Source organism: Streptomyces sp. CB02400, assembly GCF_001905725.1.
Lineage (GTDB): Bacteria > Actinomycetota > Actinomycetes > Streptomycetales > Streptomycetaceae > Streptomyces > Streptomyces atrovirens.
In genome coordinates, this window is sequence record NZ_LIWB01000009.1 from 276,931 (window position 1) to 295,882 (window position 18,952).

Genomic DNA, 18,952 nt, shown 5'->3' on the forward strand with positions numbered 1-18,952 from the left:
GCCGTGTCCGAATGAGGTGGTCCCCCCGATGCCGGCCAGTCCCCCTTCCCCCCTCGAAACCGATCAGGCGTCGCCGACGCGGCGGAGGCTGCGCGCCGCCATGACGGCGGTCTTCTGGAGCGGAGCCGGCCTGCTGCTGGCCATGACGCTGATGGGCGGCGGGGAGGACCCTCCCGACGACGCGCACGGGCCGCGCGCGGCATCCGCGGTCTCCGCCGCACCGTCCACCCCCGCCGCGAGCACCCCGGCCGCCGGCGAGCCCGCCACCCGTGGACCGGCGGCCGAGCACCTGCCGCGCTCCGAGCCGAAGCGACTGCTCATCCCCGCCATCGACGTCGACGCCCCCTTCACCGACCTCGCCATCGGCAGCAAGGGCCGGCTCGAGCCGCCGCCGCCCCACGACACCAACCTGGTCGGCTGGTACGCCAAGGGCGTCTCCCCGGGCGAACGCGGTACGGCGATCATCGCCGGGCACGTGGACACGACGACGTCCCCGGCCGTGTTCGCGCGGCTCAGCGAACTGGAGAAGGGCGACCGCTTCCGGGTGCTGCGCGCCGACGGCAGCAAGGCGACGTTCGTGGTGGACGAGACGGAGTCCTTCGAGAAGGACGACTTCCCCGACGAGCGCGTGTACGCCGACACCCCCGACGCCCAGGTGCGGCTCATCACCTGCGCCGGGGACTACGACCATGCCGCCAAGGACTACACCGAGAACCTGGTGGTCTTCGCCCACCTCGTCTGAGCCGGCCGGGGTGGTCGGCTGCCCGGAAGGGGGGGAGGACGCCTTCCGGGCAGCGGTCCGTCAGGCCACGGAGCAGTCCGCGCCGTTCAGGCCGAACGCCGTGGGGCTGGGGTTCGCGCCGGTCCGCGAGGCCGTGAAGCCCAGGGAGACCGAGCCGGACGCTGGGATCGACGCGGTGTACGAGGCGGAGGCGACGCTGACTGCGGAACCGCTCTGCGTCGGCGTGCCGCCCCACATGTTGGTAATCCGCTGGTCGGCCGGGAAGGTCCAGGTCAGCGTCCAGCCGTTGACCGCCGAGCTGCCGGTGTTGCGGACGGTGACCTCGCCCTGGAAGCCGCCGGGCCACTCGCCGGTCACCCGGTAGCCGATCTCGCAGGCGCCCGTCGTGCCGCCGGAGGACGTGGTGACGGTCACCGTGGCGGAGCGCTGCGAGCGGTTGCCGGCGGCGTCCCGGGCGTAGACGGCGAAGGTGTAGGCCGTGTCCGCGGTGAGGCCGGTGACGGTGGCGGAGGTGCCGGCCGTCGTGGTGAGGACGGTCTCCGCGCCGCCGCTGATCCGTACGACGTCGTAACCCGTGACACCGTTCGCGTCGCTGGCGGCGCCCCAGGTGAGGGTCGCGGACGAGGCGGTCACCGCTGAGGCGGCCGGGGTGCCGGGAGCGGTCGGGGCCGTGGTGTCGTCACCCGGGCCGGATCCGTAGACCGCGGCTTCCTCGGACGTGGCCGCGATGCCGTTGGCGCCGTTGAAGAGGCGCTCGCCCCAGCTGGTGAGCTGGTTCGGGTCGAAGTTCGTGACCATGTCGAGGTACTCGACGCCGCCGCCGTTGCCGCTCCAGGACCAGCCGAGGTAGCCGAGGCCGAGCTGCTGGGTGACGGCCAGGATGGTGTCCTCGTCGGGGTCGCCGTCGGAGTGGTTGTGCCCGAACTCGCCGACCACGATGGGGAGTTTCGCCGAGACGAAGCGTCCCAGGTAGTCGCTGATCTCGGCGGCGGTGTCGAAGACGCCGTACATGTGGATGGAGAACACGGTGTTGGCGTCCGGGTCGGCGGCGAAGACCGAGGCGGCGTTGTCCCGCATGGTGAACGCCCAGTCCTGGCCCCAGTTGGGGGCGTCGACCATCAGCGTGTGGTCGAACCCGGCGTCGCGCAGCTTCTGGATCGCCGCCTTGGTGTCGGCCGTCCAAGCCGTGTAACCGGTGTTGCCGTACGGCTCGTTGCCGATGTTGACGATGACGTAGTCCTCCTGGCCGGCCAGGGCGCTCTGGACGCTGATCCAGTAGTCGGCGGCCCGGGAGAGGGTGGCCGCTCCGCTCTGCTCGCCGTAGCCGGTGGTGTCGTGCACCTCCAGGACGCAGATCAGCCGGTTCTGCTTGCACTGCGCGACGACGTCGGCCACGTCGGCGGCGTCGTTGCGGGTCCAGCGGTCGCCGCTGGAGAGGACGACGCGCACGGTGTTGGCGCCCTTGGCCTTGATGTGGGCCAGCGAGCCGGTCCGGTCGGCGTACCAGGTGTGCGCGTGGTTGACGCCGCGCATCACGAAGTCGTTCCCGGACGCTTCGAGGAGCCGGCCGTTCTCGACGCGGAACCCGGTGGGCGCCGCGTGCGCCGGAGTGGTGAAGGCGAGGAACGGGAGGAGGAGTCCCAGGAGGGCGGCGAGAAGGCCGACGGCTCGTGGGGAGGCGGGCGTACGGGGTCTCATGGCGGCTCCAGTGGGGGTGCGGTCGGTTGTCCTTGCTGTGCGCCGTGCGGTCAGGAGGTGGCCGTGCAGTCGACGGTCGCCGCCGGGACCGAGGAGGTTGCCGGGGCGGTGGCGATGAAGCCGAAGGCGGCGCTCGCGTCGGGGGCGAGGGCCCCGTTCCAGTTCGCGTTGGTGACGGTGGCCGTGCCGTCGGCGGCCGTGCTCAGGGTGCCGTTCCAGAGCTGGCCGACGCGTGCGCCGTCGGCCGGTACGACCGTCACCGTCCAGCCCTTGACGGGGGCGGCGGAGGTGTTGCGTACCGTCACCTCGGCCTGGTAGCCGCCCTGCCAGGTGGAGACCGCCCGGAAGGAGGCGGTGCAGGTGGCGCCACCCGGCTCGTCCGGGTCGTCGGGATCACCCGGGACGCCTTGGCCGAGAAGCGCGGACAGGGCCGGGAACCAGCGTGCGGCGATCTTCTCGTTGCCGGCGTCGTTCGGGTGCACGCCGTCATAGGTGTCGGTGGCCGTGTCGAACCCCGTCCACTGGTCGACCACGGTCACCGGGGAGCGGTCGGTGCTCGTCGCCGCGGCCCACGCGGGAACACGGGCGTTGAAGTCGACCACGCGCTGGGCGCAGGCGGCGCAGGTGCTGGGGTTCATGGGGATGATCTGGGCGACGAGGACCCGCATGTCCGGGTTGGACTCCCGCATCTGTCCCACGAGCTTGGTGTAGGCGGTGAGAATGCGGTCGGGGGAGACGCTGCTCCAGACGTCGTTCGTGCCGAAGTGCATGACAACGATGTCCGGCAGCGTCGCCGCCAGCCGTGCGGGAAGCAGGTTCTGGTCCGCCACGTTGGTGACCAGTTCGCCGCCGTGCCCTTCGTTGTCCCCGTCGTGCGCCACGCCGCAGCCCTGGGTGGGCAGGGTGCCGACGAAGTCGATGTCCGTGTGCCCGGCGTCCAGCAGTTGGTTCCACAGCAGGGCCCGCCAGCAGCCAGGCGACCCGGTGATGGAGTCGCCCAGCGGCATGACGCGCACCGGGTCGGCCGCACCCGGCGCGGCCGCCGCACCCGGCGCGGTCAGCCCGAGGGGGAGGAGCAGGGCGGCCAGCAGGCCGAGGAGCGGAAGCGTGCGTAAGCGTAGGAGGCGGGTGTCGCGCATGGTTTCCCCTTCCTTGGACTAGGTGGGAGCGCTCCCATGCCGGACATCAAGCCACTGTTGTCATTGACGCGTCAAGAGGCTGGACGGATTACGGTCCGGCGCCCCGATGCCCGTACGCCGTCGGGGCGCGGCCTTCGTGTGCCGCGCCCCGACCGGCGAATGACGCGTTCGATCAGGTCCGGGCGCCCTTCCGGGGCAGCGCCTTGCGCACCAGCGGCCAGGCCAGCAGCAGCACGACGACCGCGTAGACGATCACCGAGAACGGCGTGTCGACCAGACCCGTGACACTGCCGTCGCTGATCTGCAGGGCGCGGCGCAACTGCTGTTCGGCGGCCGGGCCGAGGATCACCCCGATGATGGCGGGCAGCACCGGCAGTCCGTACCGCCGCATGCCGAACCCGATCAGGCCGATGATCAGCAGGATCACCAGGTCGATCACCTCGCCGCCGACCGCGTACGCGCCCACCGCCGCGAAGAACATGATCCCGGCGTACAGGTACGGCCGCGGGATGCGCAGCAGCTTCGCCCACACCGGGGCCAGCGGCAGGTTGAGGGCGAGCAGCAGCACCATGCCGACGAACAGCGAGGCGATCAGGCCCCACACCAGGTCCGGTTCGCGCTCGAAGAGCAGCGGGCCGGGCTGGATGCCGTACTGCTGGAACGCGGCCAGCATCACCGCCGCGACCGCCGTGGTCGGCAGGCCCAGGGTCAGCATGGACACCAGCGTGCCCGCCGCCGAGGCCGACGCCGCCGACTCGGGGCCCGCGACACCCTCGATCGCGCCCTTGCCCCACTCGTCCTTGTGCTTCGACAGTCGCTTCTCCGTGACGTACGACAGGAACGTCGGGATCTCCGCGCCGCCCGCCGGGATCGCGCCGAACGGGAAGCCGATGAACGGGCCGCGCGCCCAGGACTTCCAGGTGCGCCTCACATCGGCGCGGCCCAGCCACGGCCGGCCCACCGGGATCGGGTCCGGCGGCCGGCGCCGCAGATGCGCGGCCACCCACAGCGCCTCGCCGATCGCGAACAGACCCACCGCGACGATCACCACGTCGACACCGTCGGCGAGTTGCAGCGAGCCGAACGTCAGCCGCTGCTGGCCGGTCATCTGGTCCAGGCCCACCAGACCGATCGTCAGCCCGATCAGCAGCGAGGCCAGACCCCGGATCCGGGACGAACCCAGCACCGACGTCACCGCGATGAACGCCAGCACCATGATGGCGAAGTAGTCCGGGGCGCCGATGTCCACCGCGAGATCGGCGACCGTCGGAGCCAGCGCCACCAGCAGGATCGTGCCGACCATGCCGCCCGTGAAGTGCCCGATGGCGGCGGCCGCGAGGGCCTGCGCGCCACGCCCCGACTTGGCCATGGGGTTGCCCTCCATGGCCGCGACCACGGCCGCGCTCTCACCAGGTGTGTTCAGCAGGATGGAGGTGGTCGAACCGCCGAACATCGCGCCGTAGTAGATCCCGGCGAACATGATGAACGCGCCGGTCGGCTCGAGCCCGTACGTCACCGGCAGCAGCAGCGCCACCGCCATCGCCGGGCCGATGCCGGGCAGCACACCGATCGCCGTGCCGAGCAGCACACCCACGGCGGCCCAGAGCAGATTGAGCGGGGTGAGGGCCGTACCGAAACCGTCCATGAGGGAGTTGAGGGCGTTCATGTCACAGCACTCCCATCAGCGGACCGCCGGGCAGCGGCACTCCGAGCAGGTTGTTGAACACGGCGTAGGTGACGAAGGAGACCACCGCCGCGATCAGCGGATCGCGGTCGACTCGGCGGCTGCCGAGCGCGAAGGCCGCGCCCCAGAAGAGCAGCGCGCCCGCGACGGGGAAGCCCAGCGGCTCGATGAGCACGGCGGCGCCGAGGAACACCCCGGCGAGCAGCAACACCGTGCGCCAGTCGGCGGGTTCGGACAGGTCGACGTCCTCGCCGGTCTCGGCCTGCCCCCGGCCGCCGCGCAGCACGTCGACGGCGAGGAGCGCGGCGATGACGAGCAGGCCGGCACCGACCACGATCGGCACGGTCTTCGGGCCCACGGGACCGCGCTGGGTGATGTCGACGTCCATGGTGAGCGCGTCGGCCAGGACGAGCACGCCGAGGGCCAGCAGCAGGGCGCAGACGCCGAGTTCGGAGTGGTCGCGGAGCCAGGAGCGCCGTCCGGGGGCGGGCACCGGGGCCGTGTCCGTGGTCGAGGTCGTCACAGTCCGAGCTCCTTCAGCACCGAGACCACGCGCTTGTCCTCGGAGTCCAGGAACGCGCCGAACTCCTCGCCGGTCAGGAAGGCGTCGTCCCAGCCGTTCCGCTTCATCGACTCCCGCCACTCCTCGGAGTCGTGCAGCTCCCGCACCAGGCGTACGAGCTTGTCGCGCTCGGCGTCGGTGAGGCCGGGCGGGGCGACGATGCCGCGCCAGTTGGTGAAGTTCACGTCGTAGCCCGCCTCCTGGAGGGTGGGCGCGTCGAGCCCCGCGACGCGTTCCGGGCCGGTGACCGCGAGCAGCCGCAGCTCACCGGAGTTGATCTGGTCGAGGTACTCACCGACACCGGAGACACCGAAGGCGACCTTGTTGCCGAGGATCGAGGCGAGCAGCTCGCCGCCGCCGTCGAAGGGGATGTAGTTGACCTCCTTCGGCGCGATGCCGGCCGCCCGCGCCATCAGCATCGGCGCGAGGTGGTCGGGCCCGCCGGGGGAGGACCCGCCACCCACCGGGAGCTTGCCGGGGTTCTCCTTCCAGGCGCCGATCAGATCGTCGATCGTCTTGTACGGGGAGTCCTTCCCGACCACGACGACGTCCTGCTCCTCGGTGAGCCGGGCGATCGGGGTGGTGTCCGCGAGGGTCTTCGGCGCGTCGTTGGAGCGGACGGCGCCGACCACGCCCAGCCCCATCGACATGGCGAGCTTGCCGTTGCCGTGCTCGCTTACCAGCCGGCTCAGACCCACGGTGCCGCCGGCGCCGGGCAGGTTGAACACCTCGATGGAGTGGGTGAGCCCGGCGTCCTCCGCGTTCTTCGCGGCCGTACGGGCCGTGATGTCGTAGCCGCCGCCGGGCGAGTTGGGAACCATGAAGCGCAGACCCGGGATCTGCGTGCCGGTCTCGGTGCCGCTGCCGGTCGTGAGCAGCGGCGGGCCCACGAGTACGAGCACGGCGGCCCCGAGCAGGGCGAGGGGTGTGCGCAGGCGCACGAATGCCACCACCTGTCGGTCGGTCGTCTGGGATCACGCCAGGCCCTGTGGGGGAGGGTGACGCGGGCCACATGGTGCCCGCGCGCCGCCGGGCTGTCGCGCTTGCGGAACCAATGGAGGTTGTGGTCATTGCGTCAGCGCGGGTGCGCCAGTGGCGCACGTCTCTTTCCCCAGCCGCAGGTGGGGGCCATGATGGGCGGTTCCGGTCACCTCACCGACGCGGTGGCGGAAGGAGCAAGCCGATGGACAGTGGTCGGGGCGATCGCCCTGCGCCCACGACAGCCGACGCGATCGACGTACTCGTGGTCGACGACGACTTCCGGGTGGCCCGGGTGCACCGGGCCTACGTCGAGCGCCTCGACGTGTTCCGGGTCGTCGGTGTCGCGGGGACGGGGGAGCAGGCCATCGCCGCCGTGGACGAACTCCGTCCCGATCTGGTGCTGCTCGATCTGTATCTGCCGGATCTCTTCGGTCTCGATGTCATTCCGCGGCTGCGGACCGCCGGGCACGACTGCGACGTGATGGTCATCAGCGCCGCGAGGGAGGCGGACGCGGTGCGCGGCGCGGTGCGGCACGGGGTCGTCGACTATCTGCTCAAGCCGTTCGACTTCGAGGACCTGCGGGGGCGGCTGGAGCGTTACGCCGTGCAGCGGGGACGGATGCTCGACACGGTGGTGCGCGGTCAGGCGGACGTCGACCGGGTGCTGGCGGGCGGTGCGACGGGGCCGGTGTCCCCGGCGCTGCCCAAGGGCATGAGCGCGGAGACCGCCGGGCTGGTCGAACGCACCCTGCGCGAGACCGACGGCACCCTGTCGGCCACCGAGTGCGCCGCTCTGACCGGGGTCTCGCGGGTCAGCGCCCGACGGTATCTGGAGTACTTCCACACCGTGGGTGCCGTGGAGGTGTCGCTGAGGTACGGGGCGACGGGGCGGCCCGAGCGGCGGTACCGGTTCCTGGGGCAGGGCGGGGGGCTGCGGTCGGGGGGCGGGGTGCGGGCGTAGGGATGGGGTTTCGGACTCGGCTTTGGTTTCGGCTTTGGCTTCGGTTGATCTCGAATACGGGGCGCGGGGTTGTCCCTGTCTGCGGGCGGGCCTAGGGTCGACCATGAGAGTAAGCGCTTTCTAAGGTGCTTTCCGGTCTGCCTTCGTCGTCGTTCCGAGGAGCGCCGCATGTCCTTGTCCCCCGTCCGCCGCCGTGTCGCCGTCGTCGGCACCGGCGCCATCGTCAGCGGCGGCCATCTGCCCGCGCTGCGCGCCCACGCCGACCGCACCGAACTGGTCGCCGCCGTCGACGTGGACCAGGGCCGGCTCGACGCCTTCCGCGTGACCGCCGGGGAGCAGGTCGCCGGGTTCACCTCGATGAGCGCGATGCTGGACGCCGTACGGCCGGACCTGGTGCTGATCGGGACCCCGCCGTCGCTCCACCGGGAGCAGACGGTGGCCGCGCTCAAGGCCGGCGCCTGGGTGCTGTGCGAGAAGCCGCTGTGCCTGTCGCTCGCCGAGTACGACGACATCGCGGCCACCGAGGAGGCCTCGGGGGCGTACGCCTCCGTGATCTTCCAGCACCGCTACGGCTCCGGCGCCGTCCACGCCCGTGAGCTGATCCGCGGCGGTGAGCTGGGCGTCCCGCTGGTCGCGCACTGCCAGACCACCTGGCACCGGGACAGCGCGTACTACTCCGTGCCCTGGCGCGGACGCTGGGCCACCGAGGGCGGCGGGCCCACCATGGGGCACGGCATCCACCAGTACGACCTGCTGCTGCACCTGCTCGGCGAGTGGGAGGAGATACGGGCCATGGCGGCGCGACTCGTCCACGACACCGAGAGCGAGGACGTCTCCACCGCCCTGGTCCGCTTCCGGGGCGGCGCGCTCGCGACCGTCGTCAACAGCGTGCTCTCGCCGGACGAGGTGAGCCGGATCCGTGTCGACTGCGCCGACGCGACGGTCGAACTCACCCACCTGTACGGGCATGCCAACGACGACTGGGCCTACACCCCGGCCCGGCACGTCCCCGCCGAGCGTGCCGCGGCGTGGCGTACGCCCTCACAGGACGTGCCCAGTTCGCACACGGCGCAGCTGGGCACCCTCCTCGACGCCTACGACGCCGGTACGCGACCGCCGGGGAGCGGGGCGGAGGCGCGGAGCACCCTCGAGTTCGCCGCCGCGCTGTACAAGGCCGCGTTCACCGGGCTGCCGGTGCGGGCCGGGGAGATCGGCCCCGGTGATCCGTTCTACGCGGCCATGCACGGTGGTCACTCCGGCTGGGCGCCCGAGGAGCACTGAGATGAGCATCCGCGTCACTCATGAGGTCGGCGAGGCCGTGGTGGTGACGGCCGCGGGGGGTACGGAGATCCTGCGGTACGTCTACCGGCCCGATCCCGAGGCGTTCGAGTCCCGGAAGCCGTACGCCCATCCGGTGCGGACGCTGGGCGGACGTACGGTCACCGGGTACCGGCCGAACGACCACCGCTGGCACAAGGGCCTGCAGATGACGGCCAGTCATCTGTCCGGACAGAACTTCTGGGGCGGCAACTCGTATGTGCACGGGCGGGGTTACCTGGCGCTGCCCGAGCGGATCGGTTCCATGCGGCACGACGGCTTCTCCGTGTTCGCGGTCGCGGAGGAGCGCTTCGACTGCACCGAGGACCTCACCTGGGTGGAGAACGGAGGCGCCGAGTGGGCGCGCGAGGAACGCGGGCTGAGCGTCCACTCGGTGGACGTGACGGCCGGGGCCTGGGTGCTGGACTGGTCGATCCGGCTCACCAACCTGCGTGACGTGGCACTGGAGTTCGGCTCACCCACCACCGCCGGCCGTGAGATGGCCGGCTACACCGGGCTGCAGTGGCGCGGGCCGCGCGACTTCACGGGCGGTACGGTCCTGGTGCCGGACGTCGGTGCCGGTGCCGAGGAAATCATGGGCACGCAGGGGCCGTGGCTCTCGTTCAGTGCCGAACACGACGAACACGACGGTCACTCCACACTCGTCTTCGCGCACGCGCCGGAGAACCTCGACGGGAGCGCCGTCCACCCGTCGCACTGGTTCGTGCGCTCGCAGCCCATACCGTCGGTCGCGTTCTCGTGGGCGTTCTTCGAGGAGTTCGCGCTGCCGCCGGGGGAGTCCTTCTCGTACCGCTACCGGATCGTGGTCGCGGACGGTGCGTGGGACCGGGAGCGGGTGGAGGCCTGCCTGGACGGGCTGCCGTGGTGAGCGGGGGCGGTGCGCCGCTGCCGGGGGCCGTGGGGCTGTCGCACCTGAGCGCGTACGAGTGGGAGGCCGCGGACGGTGTGTGCGGGGGGAGCCCGCATCTGCACACGGTGTGCACGGAGGCGTACGTCGTCACCGGCGGCCGGGGCGCCGTGCAGACGCTGAGTTCCGGCGGATACCGGGACATCCCGCTGCGGCCGGGGGCGGTCGCGTGGTTCACGCCGGGGACCGTGCACCGGATGGTGCAGGGCGGCGGTCTGCGGGTCACGGTGCTGATGCAGAACAGCGGGCTGCCGGAGGCCGGGGACGCCGTGTTCACCTTCCCGGCGGAGGTGCTGGCCGACCCCGGACGGTACGCGGACGCCGCGACCCTTCCGGCCGGTGCGGGCACCCGGGTGGAGGAGGCGGCGCGGCGGCGGCGGGACCTCGCGGTCGAGGGGTACCTCGTGCTGCGGGAGGCGCTTTCCGCCGGTGACGACGGACCGTACCGGGAGTTCCTGCGGGCGGCCGCGCGGCTGGTGCGGGAACGGGTGCCGGTGTGGCGGGAGTTGTGGCGGGCGGGCGCGCTGGCGGCCGCGGAACGCACGGGCACGCAGTTGGACGCCCTGGCGGACGGTGACTTCGCCCATCTGACCGGGGCGACGGCGTACGAGGCGGAGCCCAGCCGGCACGGTGGGTACGGGATGTGCGGGCGGCGGGACGAGTACGCGCTGCCGGGGGTCACCGTGCCGTACGGGGGCGAGTGAACCCGCCGCCCTCACGGACGTCGCCGGGACTCTCCCGGTGCCGTCGGATCGGCGAGTCTGTTTGGATGTCGCAGGTGACGAACAACTCCCCGGGTCCCCGTGCGGACGAAGCCGGTTCCGGCCGGCCGGCCGCCTTGCTGGAACGTGCCGCCGCCGGTCGGGACGGTCAGGCCTGGAGCGACCTCTGGACGGAGCTGTACCACAACGGCACGCTCGAAGCGTCCCATCCGCTGGTGCTGCCCGCCCTGACGGACATGGCCGAGGGGGACGACGCCGACACCGCCGCTTCGGCGCTCCATCTGGCCGGCGCGCTCCTCGTCCAGGCCGACCAGCGGTACGAGACCCGGGAGCTGCGGGACCGGCGGGCGCCCGAGGTCGCGCGCCTGCTGGCCGCCGCCCACCGGTGGCGTCAGGCAACCGGGGACCGGAACGGCTACTGCTACCTGCTCGAAGCGGTCCTGAACCTGGAAGGCGACATCCACTGGGGAGAGGAGCTGATCTGGGGCCTCATCAGTGAGGAGTACGAGCTCGAATGCCCTGATGAGGACTGCTCCGCGGTGCTGTGGGTGGTCATCGGCGAGCGGGGCTTCTTCAGCACGTCGGAGGACTACGCCCTCTCCGACGGTGTCGAGACCCTCCCTCTCCACCCGGCCGCTCCCGGTGCTCTCGACGGCCTCGGCCGCCGCCTCCACGGGCTGGCCCTGGCGGACGGCCACGAGGACGTGGCGCATGCCCTGACCCATGCCTTCGGCGAGGCGACCTGTCCGCAGTGCGAGAGGCGCTGCTCCGTCGTCGGACAGGTCATCGCTCGTTCGGGCTGATCCCGCGGGCGCGGGATCGCGCTCGACGGACCGGGCGCGGTCCCCGTCACCGGCGGCTGCGGAGCGGGCCGCGCCGGCGTCCGTGGGTCACGGTCGGCGCAGGGACAGTATCCGGTGCGGGGCGTACGACGCCGGAAGCCGGGCCGCGCCCACGGCCAGCGCGGTGGCCGCACTGGCGATGCCCAGAATCGCCCCGGCAGCCACATCACCCGGATAGTGCACACCCGTGTGCACCCGCGAGTACCCCACCGCACACGCCAGCGCCCCCAACGGGACCGACGCCGCGGGCAGCACCGTGCCCACCGCCGTCGCGAACGCGACCGCCGACGCCGTGTGTCCCGAGGGGAACGACGCCGACGTCGGCATCGGCACGTGCCGGTCCACGGTCACCCGCGCCGCCTCCCGGTCCGGCCGGGCCCTGCGGACCAGTCGCTTGCCCAGCAGATTGGCCGACGCCGAGGCCACGGCTATGGCGCCGACCCCGGCCAGCGCCGCCCGCCGCGGCCGCGCCCCGCTCAGCGCGAGGACCCCGGCGACGGCGAACGAGATCTTGGAGTGGTCGGCCGTGTGGGACAGCCTGCGCAGCGCCCGGTCGAGCGTGGGCGTCGGTGTGGCGGCGACCGCCGCGTACAGGGCGCCGTCCACGGCTCTGAGATCGCCGAGGACCGCGGAGGCGACCCTGCGCAGTCCGTCGGCGGGCGGTACGGGCTTGGTGAGCGGACGGGTGACGTCCTGGTCGGTGGTGGGCAGCTCGCTCATCTGTCTCTCCCGTGGCGGCATCGTGGACGAATCACCAGGTGCCCACGGTACGCATGATCCATCCGCACGGGCTCGCCCACCCCGGTCAGTCGGCCGGGAAGGTGCGTGGCCGTGGCGAGCCGGACGGCGTCCCGCCGCGGCAGTCTCCCGCACGGCCACCGATCCTCAGCCCAGGGCCCGGTCCAGATTGAACGCGGCGCTGATCAGGGCGAGGTGGGTGAACGCCTGCGGGAAATTGCCCTGTTGCTCCCCGGTGTGGCCGATCTCCTCGGCGTACAGACCGAGATGGTTGCCGTAGGTCAGCATCTTCTCGAAGGCGAGGGACGCCTCGTCGAGGCGCCCGGCGCGGGTCAGCGCCTCGACGTACCAGAACGAGCAGATGGAGAACGTGCCCTCGTCGCCGTGCAGTCCGTCGGGGCTCACCAGCGGGTCGTAGCGGTAGACCAGCGAGTCGGACACCAGGTCCTCGGTGAGGGAGTCGAGCGTCGACAGCCACTTCGGGTCGGTCGGCGCGATGAACTTCGACAGCGGCATCATCAGGACCGCCGCGTCCAGCACCTCCCCGTCCTCGTGCTGGACGAAGGCCCGGCGCGACGCCGACCAGCCGCGGCTCATGATCCGCCGGTAGATGGTGTCGCGGCTCGACTGCCAGCGGGGGAGATCGGCGGGCAGGCCCCGCCGGTTGGCCATGCGGATGGCGCGCTCGATCGCCACCCAGCACATCAGGCGCGAGTACAGGAAGTTCTTCCGTCCGCCGCGCGTCTCCCAGATGCCCTCGTCGGGCTGGTCCCAGTGCGCGCACACCCAGTCCACCAGCGCCGTCACATGGTCCCACTGCTCGCTGGAGACGGGCTCGGCCCACTTGTCGTAGAGGTAGATGGAGTCGATCAGCGCCCCGTAGACGTCCAGTTGGAGCTGGTCGGCCGCCGCGTTGCCGACGCGGACCGGTGCCGAGCCGTGGTGGCCCTCCAGGTGGCCGAGTTCGCGCTCGGGGAGTTCGGTGCGGCCGTCGATGCCGTACATGATCTGCAGTGGGCCGGAGGCCTTGCGGTCGCCCGGACTGATGTGCCGGGAGACGAACCCCATGAACGCCTCGGCCTCCTCGGTGAAGCCCAGCCGCAGCAGCGCGTACACGCAGAACGCCGCGTCGCGCACCCACACGTACCGGTAGTCCCAGTTGCGTTCCCCGCCGAGCTCCTCGGGCAGGCTGGTCGTCGGCGCCGCCACGATCGCCCCGGTCGGCGCGTAGGTGAGCAGCTTCAGGGTGAGGGCGGAGCGGTGCACCATCTCCCGCCAGCGGCCCCGGTACCGCGAGGAGGACAGCCACCGCCTCCAGTACGCCACCGTCGCGGCGAACTGCCGCTCCGCCTCCCCGCACTCGCAGCGGCTCGGCGTCACCTCCGGGCCGACCTGGTCCAGGGCGAACACCGCCGTCTCCCCCTCGGCCAGCTTGAACTCGGCCCGTACGTCCGGCCCGTCGGTCTCCATGGGGACGGTCGCGGTGAGCGCCAGGGACAGCTCCTCGGAGTCGAAGATCGCGATGCCGCCGGTCAACCGCACGGTGTGCGGGCGGGAGCCGTAATCGAACCGCGGCGCCACCAGCGTCCGGAACGGCACGGCGCCGCGTACGCACAGCACCCGCCGGATCAGCCGGTGCCGGGCCTCGTCGACCGGCGTGCCGCCGACCGGCATGAAGTCCTGCACCTCACCGACGCCGTCCTCGGTGAAGAACCGGGTGATCAGCACATTGGTGTCGGGGAAGTAGAACTGCTTGGTGCGGGCCGGCACGGCCGCCGCCAGCTCGAAGCAGCCGCCCCGCCCGGTGTCCAGGATCGCGCCGAACACGCTCGGCGCGTCGAAGGACGGGCAGCAGTACCAGTCGATGGTGCCGTCGGTGCCCACCAGCGCCACACTGCGCAGGTCGCCGATCAGCCCGTGGTCGGCGATCGGTACGTACCGGCGCGTCCCGGCCCCGTCCTGTCCCCTGGCCGTCGCGTCCATAGCAGCCTCCCTGGGCCGGCACGCCGTGCTCATGTGCCAGCTTAGGCAGCTTCGGCCGGACCGGCTCAGGTCACCACGACCCGCAGTCCCGCCTCCTCGAAGCGGCGTACCGTCCCCGGGTCCGCGCCCGTGTCCGTGACCAGGGTGTCCACCTGCTCGGTGGCGCAGATCCGGGCGAACGCCCGCCGGCCCAGTTTGCTGGAGTCGGCGGCCACGATCACCCGCTCGGCCCGCTCGCACAGCAGCCGGTTGATCGCCGCCTCCGCCTCGTCGTGGGCCGCCGCCCCGTGCACGGCGTCGAAGGCGACGACACCGAGCACCGCCACATCGAGGGTGATCTGCCCCAGCACCCCGTCCGCGAGCGGCCCGACCAGCTCGTACGACTGGGCACGCGCCACCCCGCCGGTCGATACGATCTTGAACTGGGGGCGCACGGCCAGCTCGTTGGCGATGTTGAGCGCGTTCGTCACCACGGTCAGCGCGGGCGAGCCCGAGGCGAGGTCTCCGCGTACGGCCAGTGCCCGCGCCACCTCCGTGGTGGTCGTACCGCCGGTCAGCCCGACCGCCTCGCCCGGCGCGACGAGATCCGCCACCGCCTTCGCGACGCGCTGCTTCTCGGAGGCGTGCCGCGCGGTCTTGTAGCGCAGCGGCAGCTCGTACGACACCCCGTGCACCACCGCGCCGCCACGGGTGCGCACCAGCATCTGCTGTTCGGCGAGCTGGTCGAAGTCGCGCCGGATCGTCGCGGCCGACACCTCCAGCTCGCCGGCCGCCTCCTCGACGTCCAGCCGGCCGCGCTCGACGAGCAGCTCCAGCAGCGTCTTCCAGCGGGTGTCCCGCGACATCCGCCCTCCCGTCGTCCCCCTCGGTCTCCTTCGGTCTTCGGCGACCCTAGCGCACCCGACCTTCGGCAGGATGCTTGATTTTGCTTGAAACCTCGCTCAATCTTGCAATAACAATCACCGAGCCTTCGGGGGCGCGGCATGACCCATGTCGAGGACGAACTGAGCAGTCAGCCCGAGTGCTGGAGCCGCGCCGCCGCGCAGGCCCCGTCCCACGCCCCGGTCCTGCCGGCGGCGGGGGAGCGGGTCGCGGTGGTCGGCTGCGGGACGTCGTACTTCATGGCGCAGGCGGTCGCGTCCCTGCGCGAGGACGCGGGTCAGGGCGAGACCGACGCCTTCGCCGCCTCGGAGTTCCCGCGCCATCGGGCCTACGACCGTGTCGTCGCCCTCACCCGCTCCGGGACCACCACCGAAGTCCTCGACCTGCTGGGCCGGTTGAAGGGCGGCACCCGTACCACCGCGGTCACCGCCGATCCGGCCACCCCCGTGATGTCACTCGCCGACGAGACGGTCGTCCTCGACCACGCGGACGAACGCTCCGTCGTCCAGACCCGGTTCGCCACCACGGCCCTCACCCTGCTCCGCGCCCATCTGGGCCTGCACACCGACGCGGTCGTCGAGGACGGGCGTACGGCGCTGGCCGACCCGCTGCCCGAAGGGCTCGTGGCCCGCGCCCAGTTCACCTTCCTCGGCCGCGGCTGGAGCGTCGGCCTGGCCAACGAGGCCGCGCTGAAGATGCGTGAGGCGGCCCTCGCCTGGACGGAGGCCTACCCGGCGATGGAGTACCGGCACGGACCCATCAGCATCACCACGTCCGGCACCGCGACCTGGATGCTCGGCGACGCGCCGGAGGGGCTGGCCCGGCAGGTGCGGGACACCGGCGGACTGTGGATCGAGGGCACCCTCGACCCGCTCGCCGAACTCGTCCGCGTCCAGCGGCTCGCGGTCGCCGTCGCCGCGGCCCGCGGCCTGGACCCCGACCGGCCCCGCCACCTCACCCGCTCGGTCGTCCTCGCGCCCTGACCCCATGGGAAAGGACGGAACTCCGTAGGAAAGGACGGACCGTGCCCCTCACCACCACCGGCGAGCTCGTCACCCGCGCCGCCGCCCACCGCTCGGCGATCGCCTCGTTCAACATCATCACCCTCGAACACGTCGAGGCCGTCATCGCCGGCGCCGAGTCGGCGAACGCCCCCGTCGTCCTCCAGGTCAGCGAGAACGCCGTGAAGTTCCGCCACGGCCGGCTGCTCCCGCTCGCCCGCGCCGCCGTCGCCGCCGCCGAACGCGCCACCGTCCCCGTCGCCCTGCACCTCGACCACGTGCGGAGCGACACCCTGCTGCGCCAGGCCCCGGACGCCGGATTCGGTTCCGTGATGTACGACGCGGCCCGGCTGCCCTACGCCGACAACCTCGCCGCGACCAGGGCCGCCGTCGACTGGGCCCACGCCCAAGGGCTCTGGATCGAGGCCGAGTTGGGCGAGATCGGCGGCAAGGACGGGCAGGCCGCGCCGGATGCCCACGCCCCGGGCGCCCGTACCGACCCCGACCGGGCCCGCGCCTTCGTCACCGACTCCGGCGTGGACGCGCTGGCCGTCGCCATCGGCACCACCCACGCCATGACCACCCGCACCGCCACCCTCGACCACGCCCTCCTCGAACGGCTGGCCACCACCCTGGACGTCCCCCTCGTCCTGCACGGCTCCTCCGGCCTCCCCGACCACGAACTCGCGGCGGCGGTCACGGGCGGCATCGCCAAGGTCAACGTGGGAACGGCCCTGAACATCGCCATGACCGGCGCGATCAGGGAATTCCTCACCGCCCGCCCCGAGGCGGTCGACTCCCGCGGCTACCTCACGGTGGGCCGGGAGGCGATGACACGTGCGGTGGTAGGGATCATCGAGGCGCTGGGTCCGGCTCCCGCGGGGTCCTGAGCTACCGCTTCACGGCCTTCAGGACCACGAACTTCGGGTCCGACGCGACCACTTCACTGTTGCCGAACAGCCGTCGCAGCTTCACGTGGTAGCCCAGGTGGCGGTTGCCGATCACCCACAGTTCGCCGCCCCGGCGCAGGGTGCGCCGGGCGCCGGTGAACATGCGCCAGGCCGTGGCGTCGGTGGTCGCCTGGTGGGAGTGGAAGGGCGGGTTGTTCAGGACCAGGTCGACACTGCCGGCCGGTACGCCCGACAGGCCGTCGCCGACCCGGAACTCGGCGTGTCCGGGCACGTCGTTCTCCCGGTACGTGGCCTGTGCGGACGCCACCGCCTGGAACGACTCGTCCACGAACAGCACCTCGGCGCGCGGATCCGCCAGCGCCATCGCCGTACCGACGACGCCGTTGCCGCAGCCCAGGTCCACCACCCGTCCGCCGTCCTCGCCGGCGGGCAGGTGCTTCAGGAAGAAACGGGTGCCGATGTCGAGGCGGTCGGCGCAGAAGACGCCGGCGTGGTTGACGACCGTCGCGCCCGACACCGGGCCGATGCCGTCGGGCAGCGTGTAGCGGTACGGCCAGGGGTTCGCGGGGCGGGCCAGCGCGGGGTCGGGCGTGCAGAGGATCAGCCGGGCCTTCTTCTCGGCGAGCGAGGTCCTGGTCGGGCCGAGGATCCGCTCGAAGAGGTCCAGCGTCGAGGTGTGGATCTCCTTCACCATGCCGGTGCCGACGACGACCGTGTCCTCGTGCACCGCCGGCGCCAGCCGCAGCAGCTGGTCCTCCAGCAGTGCCAGGCTCTTCGGCACGCGGACGAGCAGGACGTCGATCCGGGCCGGCGGGGGATCCTGCGTGGTGAGCAGGCGGACCGCGCCCGGCTCGACGCCGTTGCGGGACAGGTTCGCGCGGGTCGCCTCCTGCCCGAGCCAGGAGTCGGTGATCTGCGTCGGCCGGTGCGCGGCGAGGGCCGTCACCAGCGCGCCCCAGCGGTCGCCGACGACCACGACCGCGCCGGACAGCGGGACCTGCCGGTCGGCGAGATGTCTGAGGAGATATTCGTCGGACGCGTCCCAGGCCCGCAGCCTGTCCCGCGGATCCTCGGGGAACCTGGCCAGCACAGGCTCGCCCCACGCAGTCGTCATACGGTCGTTCATCGTCCGACCAGGCTAGCCCAGCCGCAGCTCAGGGTGCGTCCGGCAGGATGGGAGGCATGGACGCCGAGCTGTTCCCCCGGGCACGGAGCGAGGTCGCGTCCGGCGCGGTGCACGTGCCGGACTGGCTGGACGCGCGGGCGCAGCGCGAGCTGCTGGACGCCTGCCGGGACTGGGCGAGGCCGCCCGCCGGACTGCGCACGGTCCGCACGCCCGGCGGCGGCACCATGACCGCCCGGCAGGTGTGCCTCGGGTGGCACTGGTATCCGTACGGTTACGCCCGCACCGTAGTCGACGGTGACGGCGCCCCGGTGAAACCCTTCCCCGGCCGGCTCGGCGAGCTGGGCCGCCGCGCGGTGACCGACGCGCTGGGTGCGGACGCCGCGCGTGATGCCGCGTACGACATCGCGCTCGTCAACTTCTACGACGGCGACGCCCGTATGGGCATGCACCGTGACAGCGACGAGGAGGCGGACGCGCCCGTGGTGTCGCTGAGCCTCGGCGACAGCTGCGTCTTCCGCTTCGGCAACACGGGGACGCGGAACCGTCCCTGGACGGACGTGGAGCTGCGCAGCGGAGACCTGTTCGTCTTCGGCGGGCCCTCCCGGCTCGCGTACCACGGCGTCCCCCGGGTGCACGCGGGCACGGCACCGCCCGAGTTGGGACTGGCCGGAAGACTGAACATCACGCTGCGGGTCAGTGGTCTGTAGTCCGCCCCGGGTTGCGGATCATGGGAGA

General features: G+C 72.2%; 18 protein-coding genes. 9 read left to right on the plus strand and 9 right to left on the minus strand.

The window, feature by feature from the left end; all coding sequences use genetic code 11:
* Positions 1-100: 100 nt before the first annotated feature.
* The gene (locus AMK33_RS23005) at positions 101-742 is read left to right on the plus strand and encodes a class F sortase (RefSeq protein WP_073934799.1); all 642 of its coding nucleotides are present in this window, start codon (positions 101-103) and stop codon (positions 740-742) included.
* A gap of 60 nt (positions 743-802) precedes the next feature.
* On the opposite strand, the gene AMK33_RS23010 is transcribed toward AMK33_RS23005, so the two are convergent.
* From AMK33_RS23010 to AMK33_RS23030, 5 genes are all read right to left on the minus strand, one after another.
* Positions 803-2,440 (minus strand): cellulase family glycosylhydrolase, encoded by a 1,638-nt coding sequence (locus tag AMK33_RS23010; protein WP_073934800.1) that lies wholly within the window; start codon positions 2,438-2,440, stop codon positions 803-805.
* A 50-nt stretch (positions 2,441-2,490) separates the two neighbouring features.
* Positions 2,491-3,579 carry a GDSL-type esterase/lipase family protein gene (locus tag AMK33_RS23015; protein WP_073934801.1) on the minus strand — a complete coding sequence of 363 codons (1,089 nt, stop codon included), beginning with the start codon at positions 3,577-3,579 and terminating at the stop codon, positions 2,491-2,493.
* A gap of 172 nt (positions 3,580-3,751) precedes the next feature.
* The gene (locus AMK33_RS23020) at positions 3,752-5,245 is read right to left on the minus strand and encodes a tripartite tricarboxylate transporter permease (RefSeq protein WP_073934802.1); all 1,494 of its coding nucleotides are present in this window, start codon (positions 5,243-5,245) and stop codon (positions 3,752-3,754) included.
* A 1-nt stretch (position 5,246) separates the two neighbouring features.
* On the minus strand, positions 5,247-5,786 hold the full coding sequence (locus AMK33_RS23025; protein WP_073934803.1) for a tripartite tricarboxylate transporter TctB family protein: 540 nt from the start codon (positions 5,784-5,786) through the stop codon (positions 5,247-5,249).
* Positions 5,783-6,766, minus strand: coding sequence for a Bug family tripartite tricarboxylate transporter substrate binding protein (locus tag AMK33_RS23030; protein WP_073934804.1), 984 nt, complete (start codon positions 6,764-6,766; stop codon positions 5,783-5,785). Before AMK33_RS23030 ends, AMK33_RS23025 begins: the two co-directional genes overlap by 4 nt.
* A 242-nt stretch (positions 6,767-7,008) precedes the next feature.
* On the opposite strand from AMK33_RS23030, the gene AMK33_RS23035 reads away from it, so the two are divergent.
* The 5 genes from AMK33_RS23035 to AMK33_RS23055 all read left to right on the plus strand — a co-directional run bounded on the left by AMK33_RS23035 (position 7,009) and on the right by AMK33_RS23055 (position 11,537).
* On the plus strand, positions 7,009-7,767 hold the full coding sequence (locus tag AMK33_RS23035) for a response regulator (protein ID WP_073934805.1): 759 nt from the start codon (positions 7,009-7,011) through the stop codon (positions 7,765-7,767).
* Between the two features lie 168 nt (positions 7,768-7,935).
* Positions 7,936-9,048, plus strand: a complete 1,113-nt coding sequence (locus AMK33_RS23040) for a Gfo/Idh/MocA family protein (RefSeq protein ID WP_073934806.1) — start codon at positions 7,936-7,938, stop codon at positions 9,046-9,048.
* Position 9,049: 1 nt separating this feature from the next.
* Positions 9,050-9,973 carry a PmoA family protein gene (locus tag AMK33_RS23045; protein WP_073934807.1) on the plus strand — a complete coding sequence of 308 codons (924 nt, stop codon included), beginning with the start codon at positions 9,050-9,052 and terminating at the stop codon, positions 9,971-9,973.
* A complete protein-coding gene (locus AMK33_RS23050) occupies positions 9,970-10,716 on the plus strand; it encodes a cupin (protein ID WP_443030926.1) in 747 nt (248 codons plus the stop codon). Before AMK33_RS23045 ends, AMK33_RS23050 begins: the two co-directional genes overlap by 4 nt.
* A gap of 65 nt (positions 10,717-10,781) precedes the next feature.
* Positions 10,782-11,537, plus strand: a complete 756-nt coding sequence (locus AMK33_RS23055) for a hypothetical protein (RefSeq protein WP_073934809.1) — start codon at positions 10,782-10,784, stop codon at positions 11,535-11,537.
* Between the two features lie 87 nt (positions 11,538-11,624).
* Here the strand turns inward: AMK33_RS23055 and AMK33_RS23060 are convergent, their stop codons facing one another.
* From AMK33_RS23060 to AMK33_RS23070, 3 genes are all read right to left on the minus strand, one after another.
* Positions 11,625-12,296, minus strand: a complete 672-nt coding sequence (locus AMK33_RS23060) for a phosphatase PAP2 family protein (RefSeq protein WP_073934810.1) — start codon at positions 12,294-12,296, stop codon at positions 11,625-11,627.
* 165 nt (positions 12,297-12,461) lie between these two features.
* Positions 12,462-14,297: a glycoside hydrolase family 15 protein gene (locus AMK33_RS23065; protein ID WP_073934811.1), complete on the minus strand. Its 1,836-nt coding sequence runs from the start codon at positions 14,295-14,297 to the stop codon at positions 12,462-12,464.
* A 65-nt stretch (positions 14,298-14,362) separates the two neighbouring features.
* Positions 14,363-15,142 carry a DeoR/GlpR family DNA-binding transcription regulator gene (locus tag AMK33_RS23070; RefSeq protein WP_073934812.1) on the minus strand — a complete coding sequence of 260 codons (780 nt, stop codon included), beginning with the start codon at positions 15,140-15,142 and terminating at the stop codon, positions 14,363-14,365.
* 138 nt (positions 15,143-15,280) lie between these two features.
* Between AMK33_RS23070 and AMK33_RS23075 the strand changes: the two genes are divergently transcribed.
* Complete coding sequence (locus AMK33_RS23075) at positions 15,281-16,162, plus strand: SIS domain-containing protein (RefSeq protein ID WP_073934813.1); 882 nt, start codon at positions 15,281-15,283, stop codon at positions 16,160-16,162.
* A 41-nt stretch (positions 16,163-16,203) separates the two neighbouring features.
* On the plus strand, positions 16,204-17,070 hold the full coding sequence (locus tag AMK33_RS23080; protein ID WP_073934814.1) for a class II fructose-bisphosphate aldolase: 867 nt from the start codon (positions 16,204-16,206) through the stop codon (positions 17,068-17,070).
* A 1-nt stretch (position 17,071) separates the two neighbouring features.
* Here the strand turns inward: AMK33_RS23080 and AMK33_RS23085 are convergent, their stop codons facing one another.
* A complete protein-coding gene (locus tag AMK33_RS23085; protein ID WP_073934815.1) occupies positions 17,072-18,205 on the minus strand; it encodes a methyltransferase in 1,134 nt (377 codons plus the stop codon).
* A 68-nt stretch (positions 18,206-18,273) separates the two neighbouring features.
* Here AMK33_RS23085 and AMK33_RS23090 point away from each other — a divergent pair, with 68 nt between their 5' ends.
* Positions 18,274-18,924 carry an alpha-ketoglutarate-dependent dioxygenase AlkB family protein gene (locus AMK33_RS23090; RefSeq protein ID WP_073934816.1) on the plus strand — a complete coding sequence of 217 codons (651 nt, stop codon included), beginning with the start codon at positions 18,274-18,276 and terminating at the stop codon, positions 18,922-18,924.
* Positions 18,925-18,952 lie beyond the last annotated feature (28 nt).

Coding starts and splice junctions, on each gene's coding strand:
- AMK33_RS23005 (WP_073934799.1), top strand. CDS start 101: ATGACGGCGGTCTTCTGGAGCGGAGCCGGCCTGCTGCTGGCCATGACG.
- AMK33_RS23010 (WP_073934800.1), bottom strand. CDS start 2,440: ATGAGACCCCGTACGCCCGCCTCCCCACGAGCCGTCGGCCTTCTCGCC.
- AMK33_RS23015 (WP_073934801.1), bottom strand. CDS start 3,579: ATGCGCGACACCCGCCTCCTACGCTTACGCACGCTTCCGCTCCTCGGC.
- AMK33_RS23020 (WP_073934802.1), bottom strand. CDS start 5,245: ATGAACGCCCTCAACTCCCTCATGGACGGTTTCGGTACGGCCCTCACC.
- AMK33_RS23035 (WP_073934805.1), top strand. CDS start 7,009: ATGGACAGTGGTCGGGGCGATCGCCCTGCGCCCACGACAGCCGACGCG.
- AMK33_RS23040 (WP_073934806.1), top strand. CDS start 7,936: ATGTCCTTGTCCCCCGTCCGCCGCCGTGTCGCCGTCGTCGGCACCGGC.
- AMK33_RS23045 (WP_073934807.1), top strand. CDS start 9,050: ATGAGCATCCGCGTCACTCATGAGGTCGGCGAGGCCGTGGTGGTGACG.
- AMK33_RS23055 (WP_073934809.1), top strand. CDS start 10,782: ATGTCGCAGGTGACGAACAACTCCCCGGGTCCCCGTGCGGACGAAGCC.
- AMK33_RS23060 (WP_073934810.1), bottom strand. CDS start 12,296: ATGAGCGAGCTGCCCACCACCGACCAGGACGTCACCCGTCCGCTCACC.
- AMK33_RS23065 (WP_073934811.1), bottom strand. CDS start 14,297: ATGGACGCGACGGCCAGGGGACAGGACGGGGCCGGGACGCGCCGGTAC.
- AMK33_RS23070 (WP_073934812.1), bottom strand. CDS start 15,142: ATGTCGCGGGACACCCGCTGGAAGACGCTGCTGGAGCTGCTCGTCGAG.
- AMK33_RS23075 (WP_073934813.1), top strand. CDS start 15,281: ATGACCCATGTCGAGGACGAACTGAGCAGTCAGCCCGAGTGCTGGAGC.
- AMK33_RS23085 (WP_073934815.1), bottom strand. CDS start 18,205: ATGACGACTGCGTGGGGCGAGCCTGTGCTGGCCAGGTTCCCCGAGGAT.
- AMK33_RS23090 (WP_073934816.1), top strand. CDS start 18,274: ATGGACGCCGAGCTGTTCCCCCGGGCACGGAGCGAGGTCGCGTCCGGC.